Raw genomic sequence first — 22,742 nt, forward strand, 5'->3', positions numbered from 1 at the left:
ACTAAAGTCCATAATAAAAGAAAAAGGAAAGTGTCCGTCTTTTGAAACACTTTCCTTTTTCTTTATTATTTTACAATTACTTTTCGGAAATTTTTCTTTCCTCTTCTTAAGACAACACCTTCTCCGCTTAAATCATCCAGTGTATATTCTTTCTTAATATCTTCCACTTTTTCTCCGTCTACGGCAACACCGCCCTGCTGCACCGCACGTCTTGCTTCCGATTTAGATGGTACTAACCCACTTTTTACAAGCATTGTTAAAATGTCGATATTTCCGTCAACAAAATCTCCTTCCTCTAATTCTGCTGTAGGCATATTTGCAGCCGCACCGCTTGTGAAGAGTTCTCTTGAACTTTCTTGTGCTTTTATCGCTTCTTCCTCACCATGTACAAGTTTTGTCAATTCAAACGCAAGAATTTCTTTTGCTTTATTTAGCTGGCTTCCTTCCCATTTATCCATTTCATCAATTTCTTCTAACGGAAGGAATGTAAGCATACGAATACATTTTAATACATCGTTGTCCGCAACATTTCTCCAGTACTGGTAAAATTCAAATGGAGATGTCTTATTCGGGTCTAACCAAACAGCACCTGACTGTGTTTTACCCATTTTCTTTCCTTCTGAATTTAATAACAACGTAATTGTCATTGCACTTGCATCTTTACCAAGTTTACGGCGGATTAATTCTGTACCTGCAAGCATATTACTCCACTGGTCATCTCCCCCAAACTGTAAATTACAACCATAATTCTGGTACAATGCGTAGAAATCGTACGCTTGCATAATCATGTAGTTAAATTCAAGGAAACTTAATCCTTTTTCCATACGCTGTTTGTAACACTCAGCAGTAAGCATACGATTTACAGAAAAATGCGGTCCTACTTCACGGAGTAAATCAACATAATTTAATCCAAGTAACCAATCTGCGTTATTTACCATCAATGCTTTTCCTTCTGAGAAATCAATGAATTTGCTCATCTGTTCTTTGAAGCAGTCACAGTTGTGCTGAATTTGTTCCGGAGTCATCATGGAACGCATATCGCTTCTTCCTGAAGGATCACCAATATACCCTGTTCCTCCTCCAATCAAAGCAATCGGTTTATTACCTGCCATCTGCAAACGTTTCATTAAGCAAAGCGCCATGAAATGTCCTACATGAAGACTATCTGCTGTAGGGTCAAATCCGATGTAAAATGTTGCTTTTCCTTCATTAATTAAATTACTGATTAACTCTTCATCTGTTACCTGTGCAATTAATCCTCTTGCTTTCAATTCATCATAAATTTTCATTTTCCTATCTCCTCTAATCTTTATATTATGCGGGACAGGTTTTCACTTCTATATAAATAAAAAACTCGCCCCTTATTACTAAAGGGCGAGTATATCTCGCGGTACCACCTTAATTCACATTCAACTCACATTGAATGCCTCAGCAAGTATCTATCAATACTTTCAGCACGATAACGAGTGCCACTCCGTTACAGCCTACTAACATTCGTATTCGGTGTACTGCTCCAAGATGTATTCATAACTGATAGTCCATGCGCCTCTCAGCATCCGGCTGCTCTCTGTATGGCATTTTCAATTACTACTTTTTCTTTTCTTCGCTTTCATTATATATTTGAAATGGTAACGTATTCACTTAATTTTGTCAAGTGCGGTTTCCTTATTAACCGTTTAAAATAACTTCTTTTAAAGATAAATCTTTGTTTAACAATACAACATTACCGACTTTTCCCGCTTTGATTGAACCGTATTTGTCATCCAAACCAACACTTTTTGCCGGATTAATTGTAGCAGCCGCAACTGCTGTTTCTAATGGAATATCCATTTGCTGTACTGCAACTCTCACACAATCCATTAAGTTTGTAACAGAACCTGCCAGAGCACCGTCAGAAACAAGAGTAGCCACATTTCCTTCTACCTTTACTGCCTGACCGCCAAGCGTATATTCACCGTCTTCAAGACCTGTGGCACGCATACTGTCACTGATTAAAACCACTCTGTCTTTAAACATATCAAATGTCGTTCTGACAACTGATGGATGAATATGAACACCGTCTGTAATCAATTCTACAAAACAATGACTACTGTCATGTGCCGCACCGATAACTCCCGGTGCACGATGTGTAAATGCAGGCATCGCGTTATATAAATGTGTCGCATGGTCTGCACCTAAATCATATCCTTTTTTTGCAGTATCATAATCTGCTAATGTATGTGCAAAAGAAATATGTACTTCGTCTTTCAACTCTTCGATAAATTCCATTGCTCCTTCCACTTCAGGTGCAATGTCAACAAGACGATACAATCCGTTTGCCGCTTCCTGCAATCTATGGAACATTTCTACATCAGGTTTTACAATATGTGTTCCTGCCTGAGCACCCTTTTTCCCCGGTGAAATAAAAGGTCCTTCCATGTTAATTCCCGCAAGAACAGCGCCTTCTTCATTTTTATATGCTCCCGCTGTCTTAGAAATACTCATTAATTCTTCTTCAGATAATGTCATTGTTGCAGGAACGATTGTTGTAATTCCCTGTGATGCCTCATATTTGGCAATCTCACGGATTGCTTCCTCTGTTCCGTCACAGAAATCGTGTCCTACTGCACCGTGAAAATGTACGTCAACGAGTCCCGGAATAGCATATCCTCCCTGCCCGTCTATCACTTCGTCCTGATTTGACGCAACATCCTGAAAAACACCGTTTTCAATGATAATTTCTCCCGGTTCAAATTTTCCTTCTTCCGTAAATACCTGTACATTTTTAATAATCATTGTCTTCACCTCTATTGAGCAACTTTAGAATATGCTGCTTCATCACAAACAATTGTTACATCAGGATGCATCTGTAAGATTGATGCAGGTACTTCAGGAGTAACCGGTCCGAAAAATGCTTTCTTAACGATTTCTGCTTTATCCTCACCGCTCACTACAACAACGATTTTCTTAGCACTCATAATTGTTCCAATTCCCATTGTGTATGCCTGTCTTGGAACATCATCTGCTGATGCAAAGAAACGTTTATTTGCTTCAATTGTGCTTTCCTGTAAATCTACACAGTGTGTAACTTTATCAAACTGTGGTGCAGGTTCGTTAAATCCGATATGTCCGTTATGTCCAAGTCCTAATAACTGTAAATCTACCCCTCCAAGAGAAGCGATTAATTCTTCATAACGTGCACATTCTTTTTCAGCATCCGGTTCCATACCGTTTGGTACATTTGTGTTTGCTTTGTCAATGTTAATGTGATTGAAGAAATTATCATTCATAAAGTAATAATAACTCTGGTCATTATCTCTTGGAAGTCCTTTATATTCATCAAGGTTTACTGATTTTACCTGAGAAAAATCAAGATCTCCTTCTTCATATCTTTTAATTAATTCTTTATATGTACCGATTGGTGAAGAACCTGTTGCAAGTCCGAGAACACAATTTGGTTTCATAATAACCTGTGCTCCAATAATATTTGCTGCCTTTCTGCTCATTTCATCATAATCTTTTGCTTTACAAATTTTCATGTCTGTTTCTTCCTTTCTACTATGCTAACTTATAACATTATTGAGTATCAGATAATACTTCTTATATATTATCACGTTATATAAAGATTTTGTAGATTATTTAACCATTTCGTTATCTTTTTTTATTTTATACTGATATATTTTGTATTCTTATAACTTTAATTTGGCAAATGCGTCTGCAAATGCAGTGTTGACCGGCTCTTCTTTCTGCTGTTTCAAATAACGCTGCACATCCTTTTTGCTGACTCCTGCTCCCTCTTTTTCTCTTCTCGCTTTAAATGCAGACATTTTTTCCCTATGTCCGCATACACATACGAACTGCTCCTCGTCACCCTTTTTAATAATTTCCATTTTCTTGTGACAATTCGGGCATCTCGCATTAGAAAGTCTTGCAATCACTTCTTTATGTCCGCATTCTCTGTCCTGACAAACAAGCATTCTTGTATTTTTCCCATTTACTGCCAACATCGGCTTATTACATTTCGGACATTTCTTTGTCGTCACATTATCGTGTCGGAAATTTCCTTCTCCGTGTTTGATTTCTTCTACAATATCTTCCGTATACGCTTCAATCTCTGTCATAAAAGTTTCTTTTGCCATTCTTCCTTCGGCAATACGTGAAAGTTTTCTCTCCCAGTCCGCTGTCAGTTCAGGTTTTTTTAATTCTTTTGGGACAAGTGATAACAACTGTTTTCCTTTTGAAGTAAGATAGATTTCTTTCCCTTTCAGTTCCATAAGAAATGTATTGAAAAGTTTATCAATAATATCCGCTCTTGTAGCCACTGTACCAAGACCGCCTTTTTCCATCGCTGCTAATAACGCTGCTTCGGTAAACCTTGCAGGTGGCTTTGTCTTTCCTTCCGTAGTTGATACCTTTTCGATTGTAAATACATTTTCTTTATCTATCTGTGGTAAAGACTGTTCCGCTAAATCTTCTTCTTTCTCTTCCTCATACTCATATACTGCCTTCCAGCCAACTTGCTGAATTGTCTTTCCTTTTGCCACAAATGTTTCTTTGTCCACTTTTCCTTTTAGCGTTGTCTGCTCATAAATAAACGGCGGATAGAGAACGCTCAAAAATCTTCTCACAACTAAATCATAAATTTTTCTTTCTTCGTTCGTCATATGCTCTAACTGTACATACTGTTCTGTCGGAATAATCGCGTGATGGTCGCTCACTTTTTTATCATCGACAAAAGATTTATTCGTCTGAAGCGGTTTCATCAAAAGACTTCCCGCAAGTTTTTTATATGGTCCGACACCACAGGCACGAAGTCTGTCTTTAATCGTATCCACAATATCCGCTCCTATATATTTTGAATCTGTTCGCGGATACGTCAAAACCTTGTGGTTTTCATAAAGTCTTTGCATAATGTTCAGCGTTTCCTTTGCCGAAAATCCAAATCGTTTGTTTGCATCTCTCTGTAATTCCGTCAAATCATATAGTCCCGGTGCAAATGATTTCTTCGCTGCTTTTTCTACCTTTTCCACTTGAAGTCGTCCGCTTTTCACCGCATTTTCCAATTCTTCTATTCTTTCTTTAGAAAATGTACGGTAACTTCCCGATTTTGTATCCTGCCATGTCCATTTAATTTTCCCTGCCTGAACTGCCAACCCGTAATACGCCTGCGGTTTAAATGTTTTGATTTCCTCTTCCCTCTTGGCAATCATCGCAAGAGTCGGCGTTTGTACACGCCCACATGAAAGTTGGGCATTATATTTACAAGTCAATGCACGGGTAGCATTAATACCCACAAGCCAATCCGCTTCTGCACGGGAAACTGCCGCCATATATAAATCATTATATTTTCTTCCATCTGAGAGGTGTGCAAATCCGTCTTGAATTGCTCTATCTGTTACAGAGGAAATCCATAGACGTTGAATTGGTTTATGGCAGTTCGCTTTCGCTAAAATCCATCTCGCAACAAGTTCACCTTCTCTTCCCGCATCTGTGGCAATGATAATCTTATCCACATCTTTTCTGAACAACTGAGTTTTCACCGCATTATACTGCTTTGCCGTTTTTTTAATAACAACCAGTTCCATTTTCTTCGGCATCATCGGAAGAACATCCATTTTCCACTCTTTAAACTTCTTATCATATCCTTCCGGATCTGCAAGGGTTACCAAATGTCCCAGCGCCCAAGTCACAATATATTTTTCGCCTTCAATTGCGCCCGAAATATTCTTTTTACAATGTAAAACTCTCGCAATATCTCTTGCTACTGATGGCTTTTCTGCAATAACTAATGATTTCATTTCTTTTTTCCTATCCTTTAATTTTTAGTAACATCTCTTTCATTTTCTTTTTTGCTTCCTGAAAATTTTTGTCATCAGGATTGATTTGCAGCACATAGTTCACCTTTCCAAGCAATTGCTTTAAATAAAGAACTTCTTCTTTCTCAGAAAGATTTCTTCTCTGCAAGTGGCCTTTCACTCCATATTTTTCACAGTAATATATTTCCTGCCGAATTGACCTTTTATACGATTTAGAAATATTTGTACCTTCATTTACTACAATCCCCGTAACCGTCTGTCTTTGATATTGTTTCAGCACTCTTGTTTTTTCTTCATTAAGCAAAAATCCCATCTTTCCCAAAAAACTTCTCACCTTATGTTTAACTTCTTTCACTTCAAAATCTCCCGAGAATGTCATGTCATCACTGTATCTTGTATAGGCAATTTTCCGCTCCCCACACCATTTTCCTATATATTCATCAAAAGAATACATAACCAGATTAGAAATCATCGGCGAAGTAACTGCTCCCTGCGGAAGATAATCGTTATAACAACAAAGATGTGCCAGCATTGTCCGTATGGACGCCGGAAAATATTTTTCTGGAAATGCTTTTTGGTAAACCATAAGATATGTAATATTCTCAAAAAAGTCTTCTATATCTAATTTCAAAAGAATCTCTGCGTGACTGTGCGGAAGAGCATTTTCCACTATCCCCATACCTTTTATATAGGCTTTTGCATAGGGCGATACCTTTCTCTCCGCCAAAACATTCTGCAAAATATTTTTCTGTATCCTTCCAAGAAGTGCATCAGGAACAAGGAGTTTTCGCCTACCTCCTTTTTTCTTCGGAATATAGGCTGTATGATAATGAACTTCCGCATGATTGCTGACTGCAAATAATGTCTGTATCTCTTTTCCTTCTTTACACTGAAGACCATCTGTCAGATGAAAAGAACGAATCGCCTCTTCATCTGTGCAATATCTCCACACTCTGTACCCCTTCTTCCTATAAAAAAAGCAGAAACAATACAATACATCGATACCGGAAGTGCGAAGATGTACCGAGGGTCGCAAAGTCGACCGATGCACACGGATGTGTGCAATAGTACTTCGCAGCATCTTCCCGTTTCATGTTTCTCTTTTCCATACCGGACAGCGACTCGCTCCCCTGCTGAAACGGATTTCATCCTTTCAGTTCTGCTATTGTTTCTGCTTAATTTCCTAATTATATCTGATTTCCATTAACATCAATGCGTGAGGCGGTGCTGTTACCCCTGCTGCCTTTCTGTTTTTCGCCTCCAAAATTTCTTTGACCTGTTCCGGCTGATAAAATCCTCTTCCCACTCTAATAAGTGTTCCAACAATAATACGAACCATGTTATAAAGAAAACCATTCCCACTGATCCGAATGGTAATCTCATCACCATTTTTCAAAATCTCTAATTCTTTCACTGTGCGAACCGTACTATCCACATCTGTCTTAATATTACAGAAACTGGCAAAATCATGTTCACCTACCAGATACGCTGCACCTTCTCGCATCTTATCTATATCTAGTTCATATGAAACAAAATAATTTGTTAAACGCTTTGTCGGAATTGGAATTCTCGTATTGACAATATGATACTCATATGTCTTTTCACAATTACAATATCTCGGATGAAAATCCGAAACTACCTCTTCTGATTTTACTACTACAATGTCTTCGGGCAAAATACGGTTCACCGCCATTGCTATCCTATCCGCCGGAATCGTCGTTTCCGTATCAAACACTGCTACATTTCCCATGGCGTGTACACCGGAATCTGTTCGGCTCGCCCCAATCACCACAACATTTTCACCGGTCAGTTTACTTAAGGCTTTATTTATTACTTCTTCTATTGTAATCCCATTTGGCTGAATTTGCCAGCCACAATAATTCGTGCCGTCATAGGCAATCGTCAACTTCACTCTTTTCATATTTTACCTCTATTCTAAAAAAGGGACGGGGTATTTCTTAATTGGGGACGTAGCAAAACTCAATTTTACTACGTCCCCAATTAACTAAAATATCCACACCCGGAAGGAGATATAGCGTCCTACCAGAACCATAACAACTATATATAGTATTGTTACCGCATAAGTAATGTAATCTCTTTTTTTATATACAAGCGGTTTCATTTTTGTTCTTCCTTCTCCACCCTGATAACACCTTGCCTCCATTGCCATTGCCAGATCATTTGCCCTGCGAAATGCTGATACAAACAGTGGAACGAGTATCGGAATCATATTTTTTGCCTTCTGAATAATGTTTCCGTTTTCCAAATCCGCTCCCCTTGCAATCTGTGCTTTCATAATTTTGTCTGTTTCTTCAAGTAAAATCGGAATAAAACGGAGTGCAATGGACATCATCATAGCGATTTCATGTACCGGCACTTTGATTTTGTTAAATGGTTTCAGCAGCCGCTCAATTCCGTCCGTCAATTCATTTGGTGTTGTTGTCAGTGTCATCAATGATGAACCGACAATAAGATAAATAAGACGTATCGCCATATATACCGCTGTGCGAAGTCCTTCATCCGTAATTTTTAAAATCCAAAAAGATACAAGAACCTCTCCCTGATTTGTCAAAAACAGATTGAATAAAACCGTAATCATTAATAAAATCACGATGGGTTTAAGACCTTTTGTAATAAATTTAAACGGTACTTTCGATAATTTTATTACCGTAAACAAAAATACCGTGCAAAGTACATATCCTAACACACTTTTAAATAGGAAAAGTGAAATGAGGTAAAATAGCGTACACATGATTTTTACTCTTGGGTCGAGTCTATGTACAATGCTGTTCGTCGGATAATATTGTCCTATTGTTATATCTCTAATCATAATGCTTTCATTATCTCCTCTACCGCTTCCTCAATTGTCGTTACCTCTGTGCTTACCTCAAAACCTTTATCTTTTAACGCATTCATCACATAAGTGACCTGAGGCGCTGATAAGCCTATCTGTTCCAATTCTTTATAGTGGGAAAATACTTCTTTTGGTGTTCCGTCAAACATTTTTTCACCTTTATTCATAACGATAAGCCTCTCCACATATTTTGCGATGTCTTCCATACTATGAGATACGAGAACTACCGTCATATCACCTTGACGATGTAATTGTGCAATCTGATCTAAAATCTCATCTCTTCCTTTTGGATCAAGTCCCGCGGTTGGTTCATCTAAAACAAGAACTTTTGGGTGCATCGCCAAAACACCTGCGATTGCCACTCGTCTTTTCTGTCCTCCTGATAAATCAAACGGCGATTGCCCATAATATTTTTCCGGAAATCCTACCGCCTCCAATGCTTCTTTCGCCCGCTTTTCACACTCTTCCTTTGAAAGTCCCTGATTTTTCGGTCCAAAACAAACATCAGTCAACACATCCACTTCAAATAACTGATGTTCAGGATATTGGAAAACAAGTCCGACTTCATTTCTAAGATTTCTCATAGAATATCCATCTGCATATACATCCTCGCCATTAAAATAAAATTTTCCGTCCGTAGCCCTGATTAATCCGTTCAAATGTTGAATTAACGTAGATTTTCCCGAACCTGTATGTCCGATAACCCCCACAAACTGTCCGTGAGGAATTTCCAGCGAAACGTCCTTTAACGCCTGTTTGCGATACGCCGTTCCCTCTCCGTATATATAATTGATATGCTCTAATTTAATTGACATAATGCCTCCACTAACTCTTCTGTCTTAAGAATATCCTTCGGAAGTTTTACTCCTTTTTTTCTTAATTCATGTGCCAACATAGTTACTTGAGGAACATCTAACCTATATTTTTTCAACTCGTCTACCTGTGAAAATATTTCTCTCGGCGTCCCATCCATGACAATGCGTCCCTGCTCCATAACAAACACTCTGTCCGCCCCGATAACTTCTTCCATATAATGCGTAATGAGAATGACAGTCACCTTTTCTCTTTTACGAAGTTCCTCTACTGTATGCAAAACTTCCTTTCTTCCGATTGGGTCAAGCATAGCCGTAGGTTCGTCCAGTACGATACATTTCGGACACATGGCAATTACGCCTGCGATTGCAACACGTTGTTTTTGTCCACCTGACAATTTATTCGGTGAATGATGACGATACTCTGTCATACCGACTGCATGAAGACTCTTATCCACACGTTGCCATATTTCCTCTGTAGGAACTCCCAAATTTTCAGGTCCAAATCCCACATCTTCTTCCACAACCGTTCCGATAATCTGATTATCCGGATTTTGAAATACCATTCCTGCCGATTGTCTAATTTCCCAAAGTTTTTCTAAATCCTTTGTATCCTTTCCGTCAACCCACATTGTTCCTTCTGTAGATGTCAAAATGGCATTAATATGTTTTGCCAATGTAGATTTCCCCGAGCCGTTGTGTCCCAAAATCGCAATAAACTGTCCCTCTTCTATATTTAAGTTCACGCCGTCAATGGCACGGTGTTTTCCCACAACATTTCCCATCTCATCTAATTTATCATATTCAAACACAAGGTGTTCTGTTTTTATCATACTCATACGCAAACCTCTTTTCGTCTTGTCACTGTGTGTTATTGTACTTCATCTCACTTTAATTTGCAACAACCTGCTCTTTCCTTCTCCCTTCACGATTTACAATTATAATTCCCGCACATACGCACAGCAATGCAATTATATTCTTTACGGAAAAAATTTCTTCCCCTAAGAAAATACCTGACAACAACACACCAAAAATTGGAATACTAAATCCAAAAATTGCAACTTTGCCAACCGGATTATATTTCAATAATACTGTCCACAAACTAAATGCAACCGTAGAAAGCAACGCCATATAAAATAATAATAAAGTAGATTTTACAGTAAAGTTTGTAATGTTTCCACCTGCAAACATACCGATAAACGTCAATACCGCCCCGCCAAATAACAGTTGATATGCCGTTAAGGTCATCGGTTTTTCCCTATGTGAAATCAATTTCAATGTCACCGAACTTGTACCGTAAGCAATAGAACAAAGCATAACCATTCCTTCTCCCTGAAGAGAAAACCCACTTCCCCACGCTCCCGGCGACAAATTAATAAAAATAACCCCGGCAAATCCTACAATACAACCGAGTGCCTTTCTCCAAGTCATTTTCTCTGCCGGAATAAGCATTGACGCAACAATAATCGCAATAAAGCCGTTTGATGCATTGATAACAGAGCCTTTTGCGCCCGATGTATTTGCCATTCCTATATAAAAGAAAAGATATTGTATCGTTGTCTGCAGCATTCCCTGTGCAAATACATAAGGAACAGATGATTTCTTCAAACAGACAAAACGTTTCTCATATACACACGCCAGCAAAAGCGTTAAAACACCTGCTAACAAAAATCTGTATCCTGCAAATAAAATCTGACTTCCCACCGTCTTAATTTCAAATAATTCATACCCTATCTTTACTGCCGGAAATGCACTTCCCCAAAGTGCACAGCAAATAAGTGCCAAAATCGCAACGACACTTGTCTTTCTCATTGTTTTTTCCATTTTCTCACACTCCATTTTTTCATTTCTCTATTGTAACGAAGTTTCTCCCATTCGTAAAGTAAAAACCGTGCGTTGACAAAATATTTCTCCCACATTACAATAGGATATAACATTATTTTTTCAGAAGAAAGGAAGTAATCAAATGGCAAATCCAATCGTAACATTTGAAATGGAGAACGGAGATATAATTAAAGCAGAATTATATCCTGAAATTGCTCCAAATACAGTAAATAACTTTGTATCTCTTGTAAATTCCGGATATTATGACGGATTAATTTTCCACCGTGTTATTCGCGGTTTTATGATTCAGGGCGGTTGTCCTGACGGAACAGGAATGGGTGGTCCTGGATACACAATTAAGGGAGAATTTAATCAGAACGGATTTACAAATCATTTAAAACATGAACCGGGCGTACTTTCTATGGCTCGTGCAATGCACCCTGATTCTGCAGGTTCACAATTCTTTATCATGCACGAAACTTCTCCTCACTTAGACGGCTCTTACGCAGCATTCGGTAAAGTGACAGAAGGAATGGATATTGTAAATAAAATTGCGGAAACAGCAACAGATTACAATGATAGACCATTAGAAACACAGCGAATGAAAACAGTAACTGTAGAAACATTCGGAGAAAATTATCCTGAACCGAATAAAATGTAATATAAGGCGGCAAGTTTGCCGCCTTTTTTAGAAATTGGAGATACTATGCTTGTTTACTTAGAAATGCTTGAAACACCGGAGGAAAAACTAAAATTTGAACAGTTATATTTCCTCTACAGAGATAAAATGTATGCTGTCGCCTTTAAGATTCTACATAATGAAAATGATGCAGAGGACATTGTCCACGAGTCGTTCAAGACGATTATTGAAAATTTTGAAAAAATAAATGATATTTCCTGTCACAAAACATGGAACTACATTGTTACTATTGTAAAGAACAAATCATTTACACTTTATCAGAAGAAAAAACACCATGAAACCTCCTCCTATGAGGACTGGACTGAGGTGGAAATGAACTTTACACCGGAAGAGGTAACGGAGAAACGAGAAGTCGCAGAAATTCTTGCAGAATTAATTTGCAGCTTACCCTTTCCTTATAAGGAAGTTTTATACTTGCAATACTACAATGCACTTTCCGGTGAGGAAATCGCTAAATTTATCGATAAAACACCTGCCCACGTTCGCAAAATCTCCCAGCGGGCAAAGGCAATGTTGAAAGAGGAATTATTAAAAAGGGGGATTCAAAGTGAATGATAAATTATTAAAAGATGCCGTAAAAATTGCTGTTGAAAAAGATTACCAAAAGGAAGTAACTGATTTTTCGGACAAAGATATTCATACTTTTTCCCCTGCGTTTGAGGAGAAAATGCAACCATTATTACAGTCAAAATCTCCTGTCAGATACCGCAAACGTCTGAAATTCCGTTATCTGCTTGTGGCTGTCCTCATTCTTCTTTTTAGCGGAATGACCGTTCTCGCCAACCCTGATGTTCGGGAACGCATTGGGAAATATTTTGAACAGTTATTTGATGACCATACAGATGTATCATTGGACGTTCCCGAAAATCATAAGGAAAAAGAGTTTGTGAAAGTGAAACCGACTTATATTCCGGAAGGGTACACACAGATAGAAAAAACATATACTAAACAAACACAGGAATACATTCTATCTTTCGTAAATGAAAACGGGGATACCTTACACTACACCCAATCCCTTCCAGAGCAATGGGAAAATTCTCCTAATTCAATCACCTCTGATGGAGTACCAGCCAAAACATTAGATATTGGTGGTTTTCCCGGTTATTTACTTTCTGATGAACACGGAGTATATTCTCTTATTTATATTACTGATAATTATATTTTCTATGTAGGTGGAAAAATAAACGCAGAAGAATTAATTAAAATGATACAAAGTCTACAAAAAGAATAAATCACTTGTAATAAAGGAGGCATTTTATGAAACTATCTCTAAAAACTTACAAACCTTTAGTATTCATTTGGGAAATTATGTGTATACTGTCTTGGTGTAAAGCCCTTTTCCTGCCTGCCGAGATTGAGTACAACTACAGCAGTGTATTTTTCGCACTTAATTTCGTCTATTGCGTTTACAGTATTGTTTTGATTTGGTTGATGCCTAAAAATTTTACAGTTTCTTCCAAGCAAAAAATTGCTGCCGGAATACTTATGCTCGGATTGATTATTAGCATTTTTTTCTAAATCTAAAATTTTTCGACTTTTTCTAAATCAGGGAGATGCTATATTTCCCCCCTAAATAATGTATAAATTGTAAATTTTGTGCTTTTTGATACAATATATGGGTAAAATGCTTGAGCTTTTCGATAAAAATTGCTATAATATATACAAATAAGAATTATTTTCTTAACTTTTGAGGTATTTTTATGGAAATTGAGAAAATGAACGAACAGCAGATTATTGAATATCTCAGGTCTAAATCCGCATCTTCGAAAGCTCTTGGAGTGGCGAAAAGCCGCACAGTAGAAGACTTTTTCATTGAGCATAACATCACCATCAGATGTCCTAAATGTTTATCCCCGAAGAAGGTTAAAAACGGCACAAACGATAGCGGTATCACCCGATATAAGTGCAAGGATTGTGGCAAAGGATACTCAATCGTCACAAATACTATCTTTGAAGGCAGTTCCTATTCCGTTGATGAAGTTATCAATGCTGTCCATGCGGTTCTGAATGGCGATACTACCGTCTATATGTCCGAGAACACCAAAAGCACTACTCAGAGCACCAGCGTTGCTTGGCTCCTGATGCAGAAAATCAGACACACCTTGGCTGATATGCCTATGCCTCATTTATCTGGCATCGTTCAGGTAGATGAAAAGTATGTCCGTGAGGCTCAGAAGGGTTCTCGCTCTCTGGTGTCCTACCTTGACCCCACACAGAGCAGACGAGCAAGAAAGCACAATTACCGCTCCGAGTGTGGCATCTTCGGTCCTGAGTTCGTCAATGTCCTCTGTGCCGTAGATGAACACGGTCACTATTGGGCTAAATGTGTCTGCTTGGGTCCTATGGATTGCGACATCCTTGACCGTGAACTGAGAAGCAATCTCATAAATGTCAGCTATCTATGTTCCGACAACTACGGTGCATATTCCGAGTTTAGCAAGAAGCACAGTTTTAAACATTATGTGGTTCCGTCCAAGTATTTACAGGTTCGTAAGGCTCGTGGTTATGTGGATGCAGATGATGTCTATCATACTTTAACACAAGAGGAGTACGACAAGAACGAGGGTATCAACCAGCAACTCTATAAGGAGAAAATTTACCCCTATGTTGAGAACTCTGGCAGAGACCTCTCGTTCCACGAACTGACCCAGATTAAGAACAAGTTCGGTTTGACGGTCAATGGTGTAAACAGCTTCCACAGCGACATCCAAAGGCTCCTGAATGCCGTTCAAGGCATCTCCAGTGAGTATGTGGCAGCTTATATCGGCTCTTTCGTGTATATCAAGAACTACAAGAGCAAGAACCACATTCGCTCCTTCAATAAGAAGGATGCAGGTAATGTCCTTGCTGAGATGGTTGAATACACCATCAAGAAAAAGTGGTCTCCCACCCTTGCAGACATTAGTGGTCAGAGCATTAACAGACTGCCTCGCCCTTCCAAGAGAACGATTACAGAGGCAAGAAAGCGTATGAAGTCAGCACGAAGCGTGATTGTGGAACCTAAAGCCCACGCTGGTGATGGCAACGCTTATGAAGGTGAAAGCACCGACATTATCTTCAATCACAGCAAGTTCTTCCGCAGTATCGGCACTACAAGGCTTAACGAGCTTGCCAAACTATACGGAGTATACGACAGAAAAGAAACCAAGGCAGACCGTATTCGTCGGTTGTCGGACCTGCCAGAGGCTGACGATATCATCTTCAACGAGATTGCGATTGAGCGATATGGCTCTGTTGAAGATATGAAGAACGCATTTAACAAACTTCCTGAGAAAAGGAAGCGTGGTAGACCGAAGAAAGCATCTTGATTGTAAGATTGTTCTTTTTCCGTCTATATTGATAGTGTAAATAAGGAGTACAGGGGAATTGATTTTCCCCTACACTCCGAATATAATAAGTATTAGACAAACTTGAATTTGACAAAGGAGTGTGATTGTATGAAAAAAATGATATTGGGAGTAGCATGGCAGATATTAGGATTTCTTGGTGCGATTATTATCTTATGCTTTGCAGCACCGCATAAATGGGACTATATGGGGATAACTGGCATTTTAGGTAGTTTGCTGGGATTGGAATTGATAGTCCCTCTTATTGTATGCGTTGTCTTATTTGTTCTGGGAGCAGTTATATGTTTCAATGAAATAACCTCAAAAGATAAGTAATCAAGTTTTAATTTGTCGAATAGAAGCAGGGTTTTCGGACCCTGCTTTTTTCGTGGCAAAAGGAAAAATAGAAGTCAAACACACTGAAGTTATTCTTGTTTTGGTTTCACAATGGCGAAAATCTTATAAAGTGCTTATATTACGGGGTAAACTGCCATCCCCGAATTTAGAAAAAGTCGAAATTTTTTAAAATATTTTGTCACATTTTCCTCCTTGGATTGTTACTAATTATATAAAACAATTCAAGGAGGATTTTTCTATGAAAAAGAATAAACAATTCACCATTCCTTAAGGTTTGCTTAACTTTTGGAAATAACTTCCATACGCATTGACAATACAGTGAACACCTAATACACTGAACTTACTAAAGGAGGGTTAGCTATGATAATACCTAATAAAACTTTTCGTTTTTTAAGAATTATTGCAATTATAATGACGTTTATCTTTTGGGCAAATATGCTATTTGTTCCTGATGAAATTTTAGTCACGTATAATACCGGCTTTTTTATATTTGACATTATATATTTCATACTGGCTTTTATTGCTTCATATTTTGAACCAAAAGATTATCATGTACCTAAAATCGAAAAACTAATTGGATTTATTATGATTATTGTAATTATGATAAAACTTCTCTTTTTTTCATAACGAATATCAGGGAGGGAATACCTTGACGTTAAAACAAAAATCTCGACTGTGTTTTATTCTTCTAATCATCAATGGTTGTGGTATTTTCATCAACGTTTTCGCACAGAATATTTTCCCACCCGATATATGTCTGATATGGTTTAGCATTTTCAGCATAGTGTTTTTATTTTCTTATGTGCTGCCTCTCTTTCTTTTACGGTGTCCATACTGTAAAAAGACTGTCTTACCATGCCAATGGAATTTAAAGACTTATTATTGTAGCAACTGTGGAAACAAAATTTCTTCCACATTGAATTAATCATTTAAACATTTAAAGGAGGGAACATTTATGATGGATTTTTTTAATGATGTACTATTTGATTTGATTATGTTTGCAAAGTCACTTCCTGCATTTTTAATTACAATAATCGTATTATACTTTGTGATTAAATTCGCTGTTAAGAAAGGGCTACAAGAATACCAAGACTCTTTAGCAAAGAAAAATAAAAACAACTAGACCTTTTAATCGAAACTTTACAGGAGGATTTGCCTATGACTCTATCAACAAAGCAATTTAATGTTTTAAAAGTCATTTGGTTTATGATGACCTTTGTTCTCGCATACATGATGTTTGCTTTACCTAAAGGAGTGAATCATAGCACATCAACTTCTGTATTTGATACGGCACAGTTCATCTTCACCTGTATCCTTATCAAATTAAGACCGAAAGACTATGATTTTTCACTTGTGGAAAAGGGACTTGTTATTTTCATTATCATTACAATGATTATTTCTCTTTTTTAACTTTTAATTTTGTTTACTCTAACTAAAAGAAGGGGGAATTTTATGTTTATATCCATTATACTTATTTTTCTAAACTTTGCATTGTTTTTCAAAAGCCTTTGGAATTGGTTCGCTCTTACAGGTATCGACTCCAACATGATTTCCTTATTCGCTTTGTTATGGTGTATTATTATCGCTGTTGTTCCTGCTGCCTACTGTTCTGAGCGGGAAAAACAATATTTAGAGGCTTCTGTCAACCGTAAAAAACAGATACTTATTCTCTGTATATTTGCCTTTATCGTTGCCGGACTTTATATGTAAATTGGCAACCAAGACAAAAACGACTTTTATATCGTAGAATATGGCGTATGAGAATAAATTAGGAGGGGAAATCCCCTCCTTTATCGTTGTATAAATACATATTTTTTCTCATTTGACATACTTTCTTCAAATTCATAATCATTCCAATCAAACGCTTTAATCTGTTCCGGCTTATCAATTCTGTTTTGCACAATAAACCGTACCATCTGTCCTCTTGCCATTTTTGCCGAAGTCGTAATTGTACGCAGTTTCCCTTTATGATAAGTCAGAAATTCTACATCAATAAACCGGTCATGTTTTGCATATTTCCGAATAGTCTTTGCATACTCCTCCGATGCCAAGTTTAACACAACCTGATTTTCTCTATAAACTTCTCCGTACAGCAAATCTCCCCAAAACTGATACAAACTCTTGTCATCTATTTTCAATTTACATTGCATTTCTAAGCGATACGGTAAAATTTCATCTAACGGTCTGACTGCTCCATAGCAGGCACTCAAAATACGCAAATGCATATTGATAAACGCCATTTCCTTTGTCGAAAATGTTTCCGCATCTATATTTTTAAACACAAGACCGTCATAAGTTAAAATCGCAGGTGTTCCTTCCTTCTGTAAATCAAAATTTTGTATGTCCATAAACGTCTGTATTGCCAATTTTTCATTGATTTTCATTAATGTTTCCAATTCATAAGGCTGATATTTCTTTAGCTCTTTTATAATTTCTTCCGTTTCTTCGGGAAATGCAACTTTGCTCAGTAATAAATCATCTCTTTTTCGTATTTTCATATTTTTTGCAGGTGAAATAATTGTCAGCATTTTTCTTCTCCTTTTCTGTGACATTATTATACTGTTTTTACCATATATTTGTCAAAAAATAAACGTTTCTTGTCCCTATTATCTAATTATGATATACTAAGAAAAACGTACTGATTACAAAGGATTACACCTGCGTAAGAAGGCATGACATTTCAATCTCAAGGGGATTTTCTACCCTTTTTTATGTGTGCCTTCCGGCACTTTTCTTTTGTAATCCCACTGTAAAAGGAGGCTTTATGAATACAAGAATTGCACTTATCGGCATTATTGTTGAGAGTAATGAGCCTGTAGGTGAACTCAATCGGCTATTAAGCGAACATAGTCAATACATTATCGGACGTATGGGGATTCCTTATCGAGAAAAAAATATTTCCATTATCAGCATAGCAATTGACGCTCCAAACGATATTATCAGTTCACTTTCTGGAAAACTCGGAATGCTTTCCGGCATTAATACAAAAACAACTTATGCAAAAACATCAGTTTAAGAGGAATTTATGAAACAACTTATTCAAAAATTAAAAGACACACAGACATTGACAAAAGACGAGTGGATAACCCTTATCGACCATCGCACACCCGAACTGGCAAAATATCTTTTTTCACAAGCACGGGAAATACAAAAACTTTATTATGGAAACAAAATATATATTCGGGGGCTAATTGAATTTACAAACATTTGTAAGAATGATTGTTTTTACTGTGGCATTCGCAAAAGTAATCAAAATGCCTGTCGATACCGATTAACAAAAGAGGATATTTTAGAATGTTGTCAAATCGGCTATTCACTTGGATTTCGTACATTTGTCCTACAGGGTGGTGAGGACGGCTACTTCACTGATGAAAAAATGATGGATATGATTTCTTCCATAAAATCCGCTTATCCGGATTGTGCCATTACTCTGTCTATTGGGGAAAAATCTTATGACAGTTATAAGGCATTTTTTGAAGCAGGCGCTGACCGCTATCTGCTTCGGCACGAAACATATGCTGCAGGGCATTATGGAAAATTGCACCCTCATACGCTCAGTGCCAAAAATCGTCAACAATGTCTGTGGAATTTAAAAGACATCGGCTATCAGGTTGGAACAGGTTTTATGGTCGGTTCACCTTATCAGACCACTGAAAATTTAGCGGAAGATATGCTGTTTTTAAAAACATTAAATCCTCAAATGGTTGGCATCGGACCATTTATCCCCCACCACGATACGCCATTTAAAAGTTTTCCACAGGGAAGTTTAGAACTTACCCTGTTTATGCTGGCACTTATCCGCCTTATGTTACCTAAAGTACTTCTTCCCTCTACAACTGCTTTGGGGACAATCGCACCTGACGGACGGGAACAGGGAATACTCGCAGGAGCAAATGTCGTGATGCCAAATCTTTCACCTAAAAGTGTACGGAAAAACTATCTGCTCTACGATAACAAAATCTGTACAGATAGTGAGGCTGCCGAGGGAATTGAACAACTAAAAACACAACTCCGAACAATCGGATACGAAATCAGCGTTTCCAGAGGGGATTCGCTTAGCTAACTGCTAAAAGGGAGGTAATTACCATGTACAATATTTTATCAGAAAAACCGGAAGAATTTATTAATCACGAAGAAATTCTCGATACACTGGAGTTCGCCGAAAAAAACAAACATAATGCGGAACTCATCGACCATATTATCGAAAAAGCAAAACTTCGCAAAGGTCTTACACATCGCGAAGCATTAGTCTTATTAGATTGCAATATTGAGGAAAAAAATCAAGAAATTTATGCTTTGGCAGAACAAATAAAAAAAGATTTTTATGGAAACCGTATCGTTATGTTTGCCCCGCTTTACCTTTCCAACTATTGTGTAAACGGTTGTACATATTGTCCTTATCACATGAAAAATAAACATATTGCCAGAAAAAAACTAACGCAGGAAGAAATCCGAAAGGAAGTAATTGCCCTTCAGGATATGGGACATAAACGTCTGGCATTGGAAACCGGCGAAGACCCTGTAAATTCACCGATTGAATATGTACTGGAATCCATTAAAACCATTTATAGTATCAAACATAAAAACGGTGCAATCCGCCGTGTAAATGTAAATATTGCCGCAACCACAGTAGAAAATTACCGTAAATTGAAAGAGGCCGGAATCGGCACTTATATTCTCTTTCAGGAAACATATCACAAAGAAAGTTATCTCCAGTTGCACCCGACCGGACCGAAACATGATTACGATTACCACACCACTGCTATGGACAGAGCAATGCAAGGCGGTATTGACGATGTTGGAATTGGAGTTCTTTTCGGTTTGGATAAATACCGTTACGAACTTGCAGGTCTTTTGATGCACGCAGAACATTTGGAAGCAGTTTTCGGAGTTGGTCCACATACTATCAGCGTTCCTCGTCTTCGCCATGCCGACGATATTGATGCTGATTCATTCGATAATGGTATTGACGACGATACTTTTGCCAAAATTGTTGCCTGTATCCGAATTGCTGTACCATATACGGGAATGATTATTTCCACAAGAGAAAGTAAAGCGTGTCGTGAACGTGTACTGCATTTAGGTGTATCTCAGATTAGCGGCGGTTCTAAAACAAGCGTAGGCGGTTACGCTGAACCTGAACCTGAAGATAATAAATCTGAACAGTTTGATGTAAGTGATACAAGAACTCTGGACGAAGTGGTAAAATGGCTTATGGATTTGGGGTATATCCCAAGTTTCTGTACTGCCTGCTACCGTGAAGGACGAACCGGAGATAGATTTATGTCACTTTGTAAAAGCGGACAAATTCAAAACTGCTGTCAGCCAAACGCATTGATGACGTTAAAAGAATATCTCATGGACTATGCTTCCGAAGCAACAAAAAAAGTCGGAGAGAAAGTAATACAAGAGGAAATCAATCACATCCCAAATGAAAAAGTTCGTCAAATTGTTATTGAAAATTTAAAAGAAATTGAAAATGAAAATCGAAGAGATTTTAGATTTTAGGAGGAAATACATGAGTTTAAATAACACTCCTTCAGCCAGCCGAATACACATCGGTATTTTCGGCAGAAGAAACTGTGGAAAATCCAGTTTAATCAACGCATTAACCGGTCAGACACTTTCCATTGTATCCGACACAAAAGGGACAACAACCGATCCCGTCTTAAAATCAATGGAACTTCTTCCCATAGGTCCCGTCGTATTTATCGACACCGCCGGACTAGATGATGAAGGAGAACTTGGACAATTACGAATTGCGAAGACATACCAAATGTTGAATAAAACCGACATCGCCCTGCTTGTTATAGATAGCTCTGTGGGTATGACTGCGGAAGATAAGAATATTTTAGAAAAAATTCAACAGAAGCAAATTCCATATCTGATTGTGCAAAACAAATGCGATTTAACGGAAAAACTTTCAATTGAACTAGCAGAAAATAATATAGAGGTCAGTGCAGAAACGGGGTTTCATATACCGGAATTAAAAGAAAAAATAACTTCCCTCATTCCGAATAGTGTCAATCAAAGACCGATTGTTCGAGATTTACTCTCACCGAATGACTTTGTTGTTCTCGTTGTACCGATTGACTCTTCCGCACCGAAAGGACGGTTAATTCTACCGCAACAACAGACGATTCGGGATATTTTGGACGCCAATGCTGTTTCTATTGTTATCAAGGATACAGAATTAAAAGAAACGCTTAAAAACTTAGGAAAGACACCCCGACTTGTTATCACAGACAGTCAGGCATTTAAACAGGTCGCAAAAATTGTTCCCGAACATATTTTACTGACTTCTTTCTCTATTTTGTTTGCCAGATATAAGGGAAATTTAGATATAGTAACTCAAGGAGCATCTGCCATTGACCTGTTAAAAGATGGCGATACCGTACTGATTTCCGAAGGTTGTACTCACCATCGTCAATGTGGAGATATTGGTACTGTAAAATTACCGAATTTATTGAAAAAATATACGCAAAAAAATTTACATTTTGCCTTTACAAGCGGGAAGGAATTTCCTTCAGATTTAAAGAAATATAATCTGATTATCCACTGCGGTGGCTGTATGTTAAATGAACGTGAAATGAAATATCGACTTCGCTGCGCCAAAGATATGAATATTCCAATAACCAATTATGGTATTGCCATTGCGAAAATGAACGGAATTTTAGAAAGAAGTTTAAAACCATTCGCTCAATAATAAAAAATACTTCCTCTAGAAACTCACGGATTGAAACTAGAGTTTCTAAAGGAAGATTTTTATTTACATATCACTAAAAGTAACGCCTGTGTTAATAAAATCAACGGTACTCCAACATAGAATTTTATTTTTCTTGTTTTATGATGAAATATATACATTCCAATTACTGCCCCCACAGAGCCTCCTGCCAAAGTCATACCTAGAAGAATATTTTCTGCAATTCTCCAATGTCCTTTTATTGCCTTTCTTTTATCTATCCCATACATAAAAAACGTAATAAAATTTATCAATATCAGATAAATCACGAAAGTTTTCATTTTCCTCTCCTTCTACTATGTTTCATCTTCTTATTATGATATAATATCCAC

Annotated in this window: 25 protein-coding genes and 1 other annotated feature; of the genes, 13 read left to right on the top strand and 12 right to left on the bottom strand. The window is 37.6% G+C overall.

What is annotated here, in order from left to right; all coding sequences use genetic code 11:
* Positions 1-65: 65 nt before the first annotated feature.
* The 10 genes from tyrS to ACYPXO_RS01955 form a co-directional block, all read right to left on the bottom strand.
* Positions 66-1,289, bottom strand: a complete 1,224-nt coding sequence (tyrS, locus tag ACYPXO_RS01910) for a tyrosine--tRNA ligase (RefSeq protein ID WP_459639007.1) — start codon at positions 1,287-1,289, stop codon at positions 66-68.
* A 78-nt stretch (positions 1,290-1,367) separates the two neighbouring features.
* Positions 1,368-1,613 (bottom strand) — a binding site (T-box leader).
* Between the two features lie 55 nt (positions 1,614-1,668).
* On the bottom strand, positions 1,669-2,775 hold the full coding sequence (nagA, locus tag ACYPXO_RS01915) for an N-acetylglucosamine-6-phosphate deacetylase (protein ID WP_459639008.1): 1,107 nt from the start codon (positions 2,773-2,775) through the stop codon (positions 1,669-1,671).
* Between the two features lie 11 nt (positions 2,776-2,786).
* Positions 2,787-3,518, bottom strand: a complete 732-nt coding sequence (gene nagB / locus ACYPXO_RS01920; protein ID WP_459639009.1) for a glucosamine-6-phosphate deaminase — start codon at positions 3,516-3,518, stop codon at positions 2,787-2,789.
* A 150-nt stretch (positions 3,519-3,668) separates the two neighbouring features.
* Positions 3,669-5,777: a DNA topoisomerase III gene (locus tag ACYPXO_RS01925; protein WP_459639010.1), complete on the bottom strand. Its 2,109-nt coding sequence runs from the start codon at positions 5,775-5,777 to the stop codon at positions 3,669-3,671.
* 10 nt (positions 5,778-5,787) lie between these two features.
* The gene (locus ACYPXO_RS01930; RefSeq protein ID WP_459639011.1) at positions 5,788-6,747 is read right to left on the bottom strand and encodes a reverse transcriptase family protein; all 960 of its coding nucleotides are present in this window, start codon (positions 6,745-6,747) and stop codon (positions 5,788-5,790) included.
* Positions 6,748-6,978: 231 nt separating this feature from the next.
* The gene (truA, locus tag ACYPXO_RS01935; protein WP_459639012.1) at positions 6,979-7,716 is read right to left on the bottom strand and encodes a tRNA pseudouridine(38-40) synthase TruA; all 738 of its coding nucleotides are present in this window, start codon (positions 7,714-7,716) and stop codon (positions 6,979-6,981) included.
* Between the two features lie 84 nt (positions 7,717-7,800).
* Entirely contained in the window at positions 7,801-8,625 is an 825-nt protein-coding gene (locus ACYPXO_RS01940; RefSeq protein ID WP_459639013.1) for an energy-coupling factor transporter transmembrane component T family protein, read from the bottom strand.
* Complete coding sequence (locus tag ACYPXO_RS01945) at positions 8,622-9,464, bottom strand: energy-coupling factor transporter ATPase (protein ID WP_459639014.1); 843 nt, start codon at positions 9,462-9,464, stop codon at positions 8,622-8,624. Before ACYPXO_RS01945 ends, ACYPXO_RS01940 begins: the two co-directional genes overlap by 4 nt.
* The gene (locus ACYPXO_RS01950; RefSeq protein ID WP_459639015.1) at positions 9,449-10,300 is read right to left on the bottom strand and encodes an energy-coupling factor transporter ATPase; all 852 of its coding nucleotides are present in this window, start codon (positions 10,298-10,300) and stop codon (positions 9,449-9,451) included. Before ACYPXO_RS01950 ends, ACYPXO_RS01945 begins: the two co-directional genes overlap by 16 nt.
* A gap of 52 nt (positions 10,301-10,352) precedes the next feature.
* A complete protein-coding gene (locus tag ACYPXO_RS01955; protein WP_459639016.1) occupies positions 10,353-11,285 on the bottom strand; it encodes a DMT family transporter in 933 nt (310 codons plus the stop codon).
* Positions 11,286-11,427: 142 nt separating this feature from the next.
* Between ACYPXO_RS01955 and ACYPXO_RS01960 the strand changes: the two genes are divergently transcribed.
* From ACYPXO_RS01960 to ACYPXO_RS02000, 9 genes are all read left to right on the top strand, one after another.
* Positions 11,428-11,946 (top strand): peptidylprolyl isomerase, encoded by a 519-nt coding sequence (locus ACYPXO_RS01960; RefSeq protein WP_459639017.1) that lies wholly within the window; start codon positions 11,428-11,430, stop codon positions 11,944-11,946.
* Positions 11,947-11,961: 15 nt separating this feature from the next.
* A complete protein-coding gene (locus ACYPXO_RS01965; protein WP_459639018.1) occupies positions 11,962-12,540 on the top strand; it encodes an RNA polymerase sigma factor in 579 nt (192 codons plus the stop codon).
* The gene (locus ACYPXO_RS01970) at positions 12,533-13,216 is read left to right on the top strand and encodes a DUF4367 domain-containing protein (RefSeq protein ID WP_459639019.1); all 684 of its coding nucleotides are present in this window, start codon (positions 12,533-12,535) and stop codon (positions 13,214-13,216) included. Before ACYPXO_RS01965 ends, ACYPXO_RS01970 begins: the two co-directional genes overlap by 8 nt.
* A 469-nt stretch (positions 13,217-13,685) precedes the next feature.
* Complete coding sequence (locus tag ACYPXO_RS01975; RefSeq protein WP_459639020.1) at positions 13,686-15,293, top strand: IS1/IS1595 family N-terminal zinc-binding domain-containing protein; 1,608 nt, start codon at positions 13,686-13,688, stop codon at positions 15,291-15,293.
* A gap of 129 nt (positions 15,294-15,422) precedes the next feature.
* A complete protein-coding gene (locus tag ACYPXO_RS01980; RefSeq protein WP_459639021.1) occupies positions 15,423-15,647 on the top strand; it encodes a hypothetical protein in 225 nt (74 codons plus the stop codon).
* Between the two features lie 381 nt (positions 15,648-16,028).
* Entirely contained in the window at positions 16,029-16,295 is a 267-nt protein-coding gene (locus ACYPXO_RS01985; RefSeq protein WP_459639022.1) for a hypothetical protein, read from the top strand.
* 328 nt (positions 16,296-16,623) lie between these two features.
* Positions 16,624-16,791 (top strand): DUF6019 family protein, encoded by a 168-nt coding sequence (locus ACYPXO_RS01990; protein ID WP_459639023.1) that lies wholly within the window; start codon positions 16,624-16,626, stop codon positions 16,789-16,791.
* Positions 16,792-16,826: 35 nt separating this feature from the next.
* Positions 16,827-17,078: a hypothetical protein gene (locus ACYPXO_RS01995; RefSeq protein ID WP_459639024.1), complete on the top strand. Its 252-nt coding sequence runs from the start codon at positions 16,827-16,829 to the stop codon at positions 17,076-17,078.
* Positions 17,079-17,120: 42 nt separating this feature from the next.
* Entirely contained in the window at positions 17,121-17,378 is a 258-nt protein-coding gene (locus ACYPXO_RS02000; RefSeq protein WP_459639025.1) for a hypothetical protein, read from the top strand.
* Between the two features lie 80 nt (positions 17,379-17,458).
* On the opposite strand, the gene yaaA is transcribed toward ACYPXO_RS02000, so the two are convergent.
* Positions 17,459-18,196, bottom strand: a complete 738-nt coding sequence (gene yaaA / locus ACYPXO_RS02005; protein WP_459639026.1) for a peroxide stress protein YaaA — start codon at positions 18,194-18,196, stop codon at positions 17,459-17,461.
* A gap of 236 nt (positions 18,197-18,432) precedes the next feature.
* Here yaaA and ACYPXO_RS02010 point away from each other — a divergent pair, with 236 nt between their 5' ends.
* From ACYPXO_RS02010 to hydF, 4 genes are read left to right on the top strand one after another with little or no spacing between them, the layout of a single operon-like run.
* Positions 18,433-18,684 carry a TM1266 family iron-only hydrogenase system putative regulator gene (locus ACYPXO_RS02010; protein ID WP_459639027.1) on the top strand — a complete coding sequence of 84 codons (252 nt, stop codon included), beginning with the start codon at positions 18,433-18,435 and terminating at the stop codon, positions 18,682-18,684.
* Between the two features lie 9 nt (positions 18,685-18,693).
* The gene (gene hydE / locus ACYPXO_RS02015; RefSeq protein ID WP_459639028.1) at positions 18,694-19,731 is read left to right on the top strand and encodes a [FeFe] hydrogenase H-cluster radical SAM maturase HydE; all 1,038 of its coding nucleotides are present in this window, start codon (positions 18,694-18,696) and stop codon (positions 19,729-19,731) included.
* A 23-nt stretch (positions 19,732-19,754) separates the two neighbouring features.
* Positions 19,755-21,176, top strand: a complete 1,422-nt coding sequence (gene hydG / locus ACYPXO_RS02020; protein ID WP_459639029.1) for a [FeFe] hydrogenase H-cluster radical SAM maturase HydG — start codon at positions 19,755-19,757, stop codon at positions 21,174-21,176.
* A 10-nt stretch (positions 21,177-21,186) separates the two neighbouring features.
* A complete protein-coding gene (hydF, locus tag ACYPXO_RS02025; protein ID WP_459639030.1) occupies positions 21,187-22,374 on the top strand; it encodes a [FeFe] hydrogenase H-cluster maturation GTPase HydF in 1,188 nt (395 codons plus the stop codon).
* A 59-nt stretch (positions 22,375-22,433) separates the two neighbouring features.
* Here the strand turns inward: hydF and ACYPXO_RS02030 are convergent, their stop codons facing one another.
* The gene (locus tag ACYPXO_RS02030; protein ID WP_459639031.1) at positions 22,434-22,691 is read right to left on the bottom strand and encodes a DUF1294 domain-containing protein; all 258 of its coding nucleotides are present in this window, start codon (positions 22,689-22,691) and stop codon (positions 22,434-22,436) included.
* Between the last annotated feature and the right edge of the window lie 51 nt (positions 22,692-22,742).

This window comes from Faecalimonas canis, assembly GCF_054601575.1.

What these genes read in the sequence shown, in the direction of transcription:
- tyrS (WP_459639007.1), bottom strand. Translation starts at nt 1,289, where the DNA reads ATGAAAATTTATGATGAATTGAAAGCAAGAGGATTAATTGCACAGGTA.
- nagA (WP_459639008.1), bottom strand. Translation starts at nt 2,775, where the DNA reads ATGATTATTAAAAATGTACAGGTATTTACGGAAGAAGGAAAATTTGAA.
- nagB (WP_459639009.1), bottom strand. Translation starts at nt 3,518, where the DNA reads ATGAAAATTTGTAAAGCAAAAGATTATGATGAAATGAGCAGAAAGGCA.
- ACYPXO_RS01925 (WP_459639010.1), bottom strand. Translation starts at nt 5,777, where the DNA reads ATGAAATCATTAGTTATTGCAGAAAAGCCATCAGTAGCAAGAGATATT.
- truA (WP_459639012.1), bottom strand. Translation starts at nt 7,716, where the DNA reads ATGAAAAGAGTGAAGTTGACGATTGCCTATGACGGCACGAATTATTGT.
- ACYPXO_RS01940 (WP_459639013.1), bottom strand. Translation starts at nt 8,625, where the DNA reads ATGATTAGAGATATAACAATAGGACAATATTATCCGACGAACAGCATT.
- ACYPXO_RS01945 (WP_459639014.1), bottom strand. Translation starts at nt 9,464, where the DNA reads ATGTCAATTAAATTAGAGCATATCAATTATATATACGGAGAGGGAACG.
- ACYPXO_RS01950 (WP_459639015.1), bottom strand. Translation starts at nt 10,300, where the DNA reads ATGAGTATGATAAAAACAGAACACCTTGTGTTTGAATATGATAAATTA.
- ACYPXO_RS01955 (WP_459639016.1), bottom strand. Translation starts at nt 11,285, where the DNA reads ATGGAAAAAACAATGAGAAAGACAAGTGTCGTTGCGATTTTGGCACTT.
- ACYPXO_RS01960 (WP_459639017.1), top strand. Translation starts at nt 11,428, where the DNA reads ATGGCAAATCCAATCGTAACATTTGAAATGGAGAACGGAGATATAATT.
- ACYPXO_RS01975 (WP_459639020.1), top strand. Translation starts at nt 13,686, where the DNA reads ATGGAAATTGAGAAAATGAACGAACAGCAGATTATTGAATATCTCAGG.
- ACYPXO_RS01980 (WP_459639021.1), top strand. Translation starts at nt 15,423, where the DNA reads ATGAAAAAAATGATATTGGGAGTAGCATGGCAGATATTAGGATTTCTT.
- ACYPXO_RS01985 (WP_459639022.1), top strand. Translation starts at nt 16,029, where the DNA reads ATGATAATACCTAATAAAACTTTTCGTTTTTTAAGAATTATTGCAATT.
- ACYPXO_RS01990 (WP_459639023.1), top strand. Translation starts at nt 16,624, where the DNA reads ATGATGGATTTTTTTAATGATGTACTATTTGATTTGATTATGTTTGCA.
- ACYPXO_RS01995 (WP_459639024.1), top strand. Translation starts at nt 16,827, where the DNA reads ATGACTCTATCAACAAAGCAATTTAATGTTTTAAAAGTCATTTGGTTT.
- ACYPXO_RS02000 (WP_459639025.1), top strand. Translation starts at nt 17,121, where the DNA reads ATGTTTATATCCATTATACTTATTTTTCTAAACTTTGCATTGTTTTTC.
- yaaA (WP_459639026.1), bottom strand. Translation starts at nt 18,196, where the DNA reads ATGCTGACAATTATTTCACCTGCAAAAAATATGAAAATACGAAAAAGA.
- ACYPXO_RS02010 (WP_459639027.1), top strand. Translation starts at nt 18,433, where the DNA reads ATGAATACAAGAATTGCACTTATCGGCATTATTGTTGAGAGTAATGAG.
- hydE (WP_459639028.1), top strand. Translation starts at nt 18,694, where the DNA reads ATGAAACAACTTATTCAAAAATTAAAAGACACACAGACATTGACAAAA.
- hydG (WP_459639029.1), top strand. Translation starts at nt 19,755, where the DNA reads ATGTACAATATTTTATCAGAAAAACCGGAAGAATTTATTAATCACGAA.
- hydF (WP_459639030.1), top strand. Translation starts at nt 21,187, where the DNA reads ATGAGTTTAAATAACACTCCTTCAGCCAGCCGAATACACATCGGTATT.
- ACYPXO_RS02030 (WP_459639031.1), bottom strand. Translation starts at nt 22,691, where the DNA reads ATGAAAACTTTCGTGATTTATCTGATATTGATAAATTTTATTACGTTT.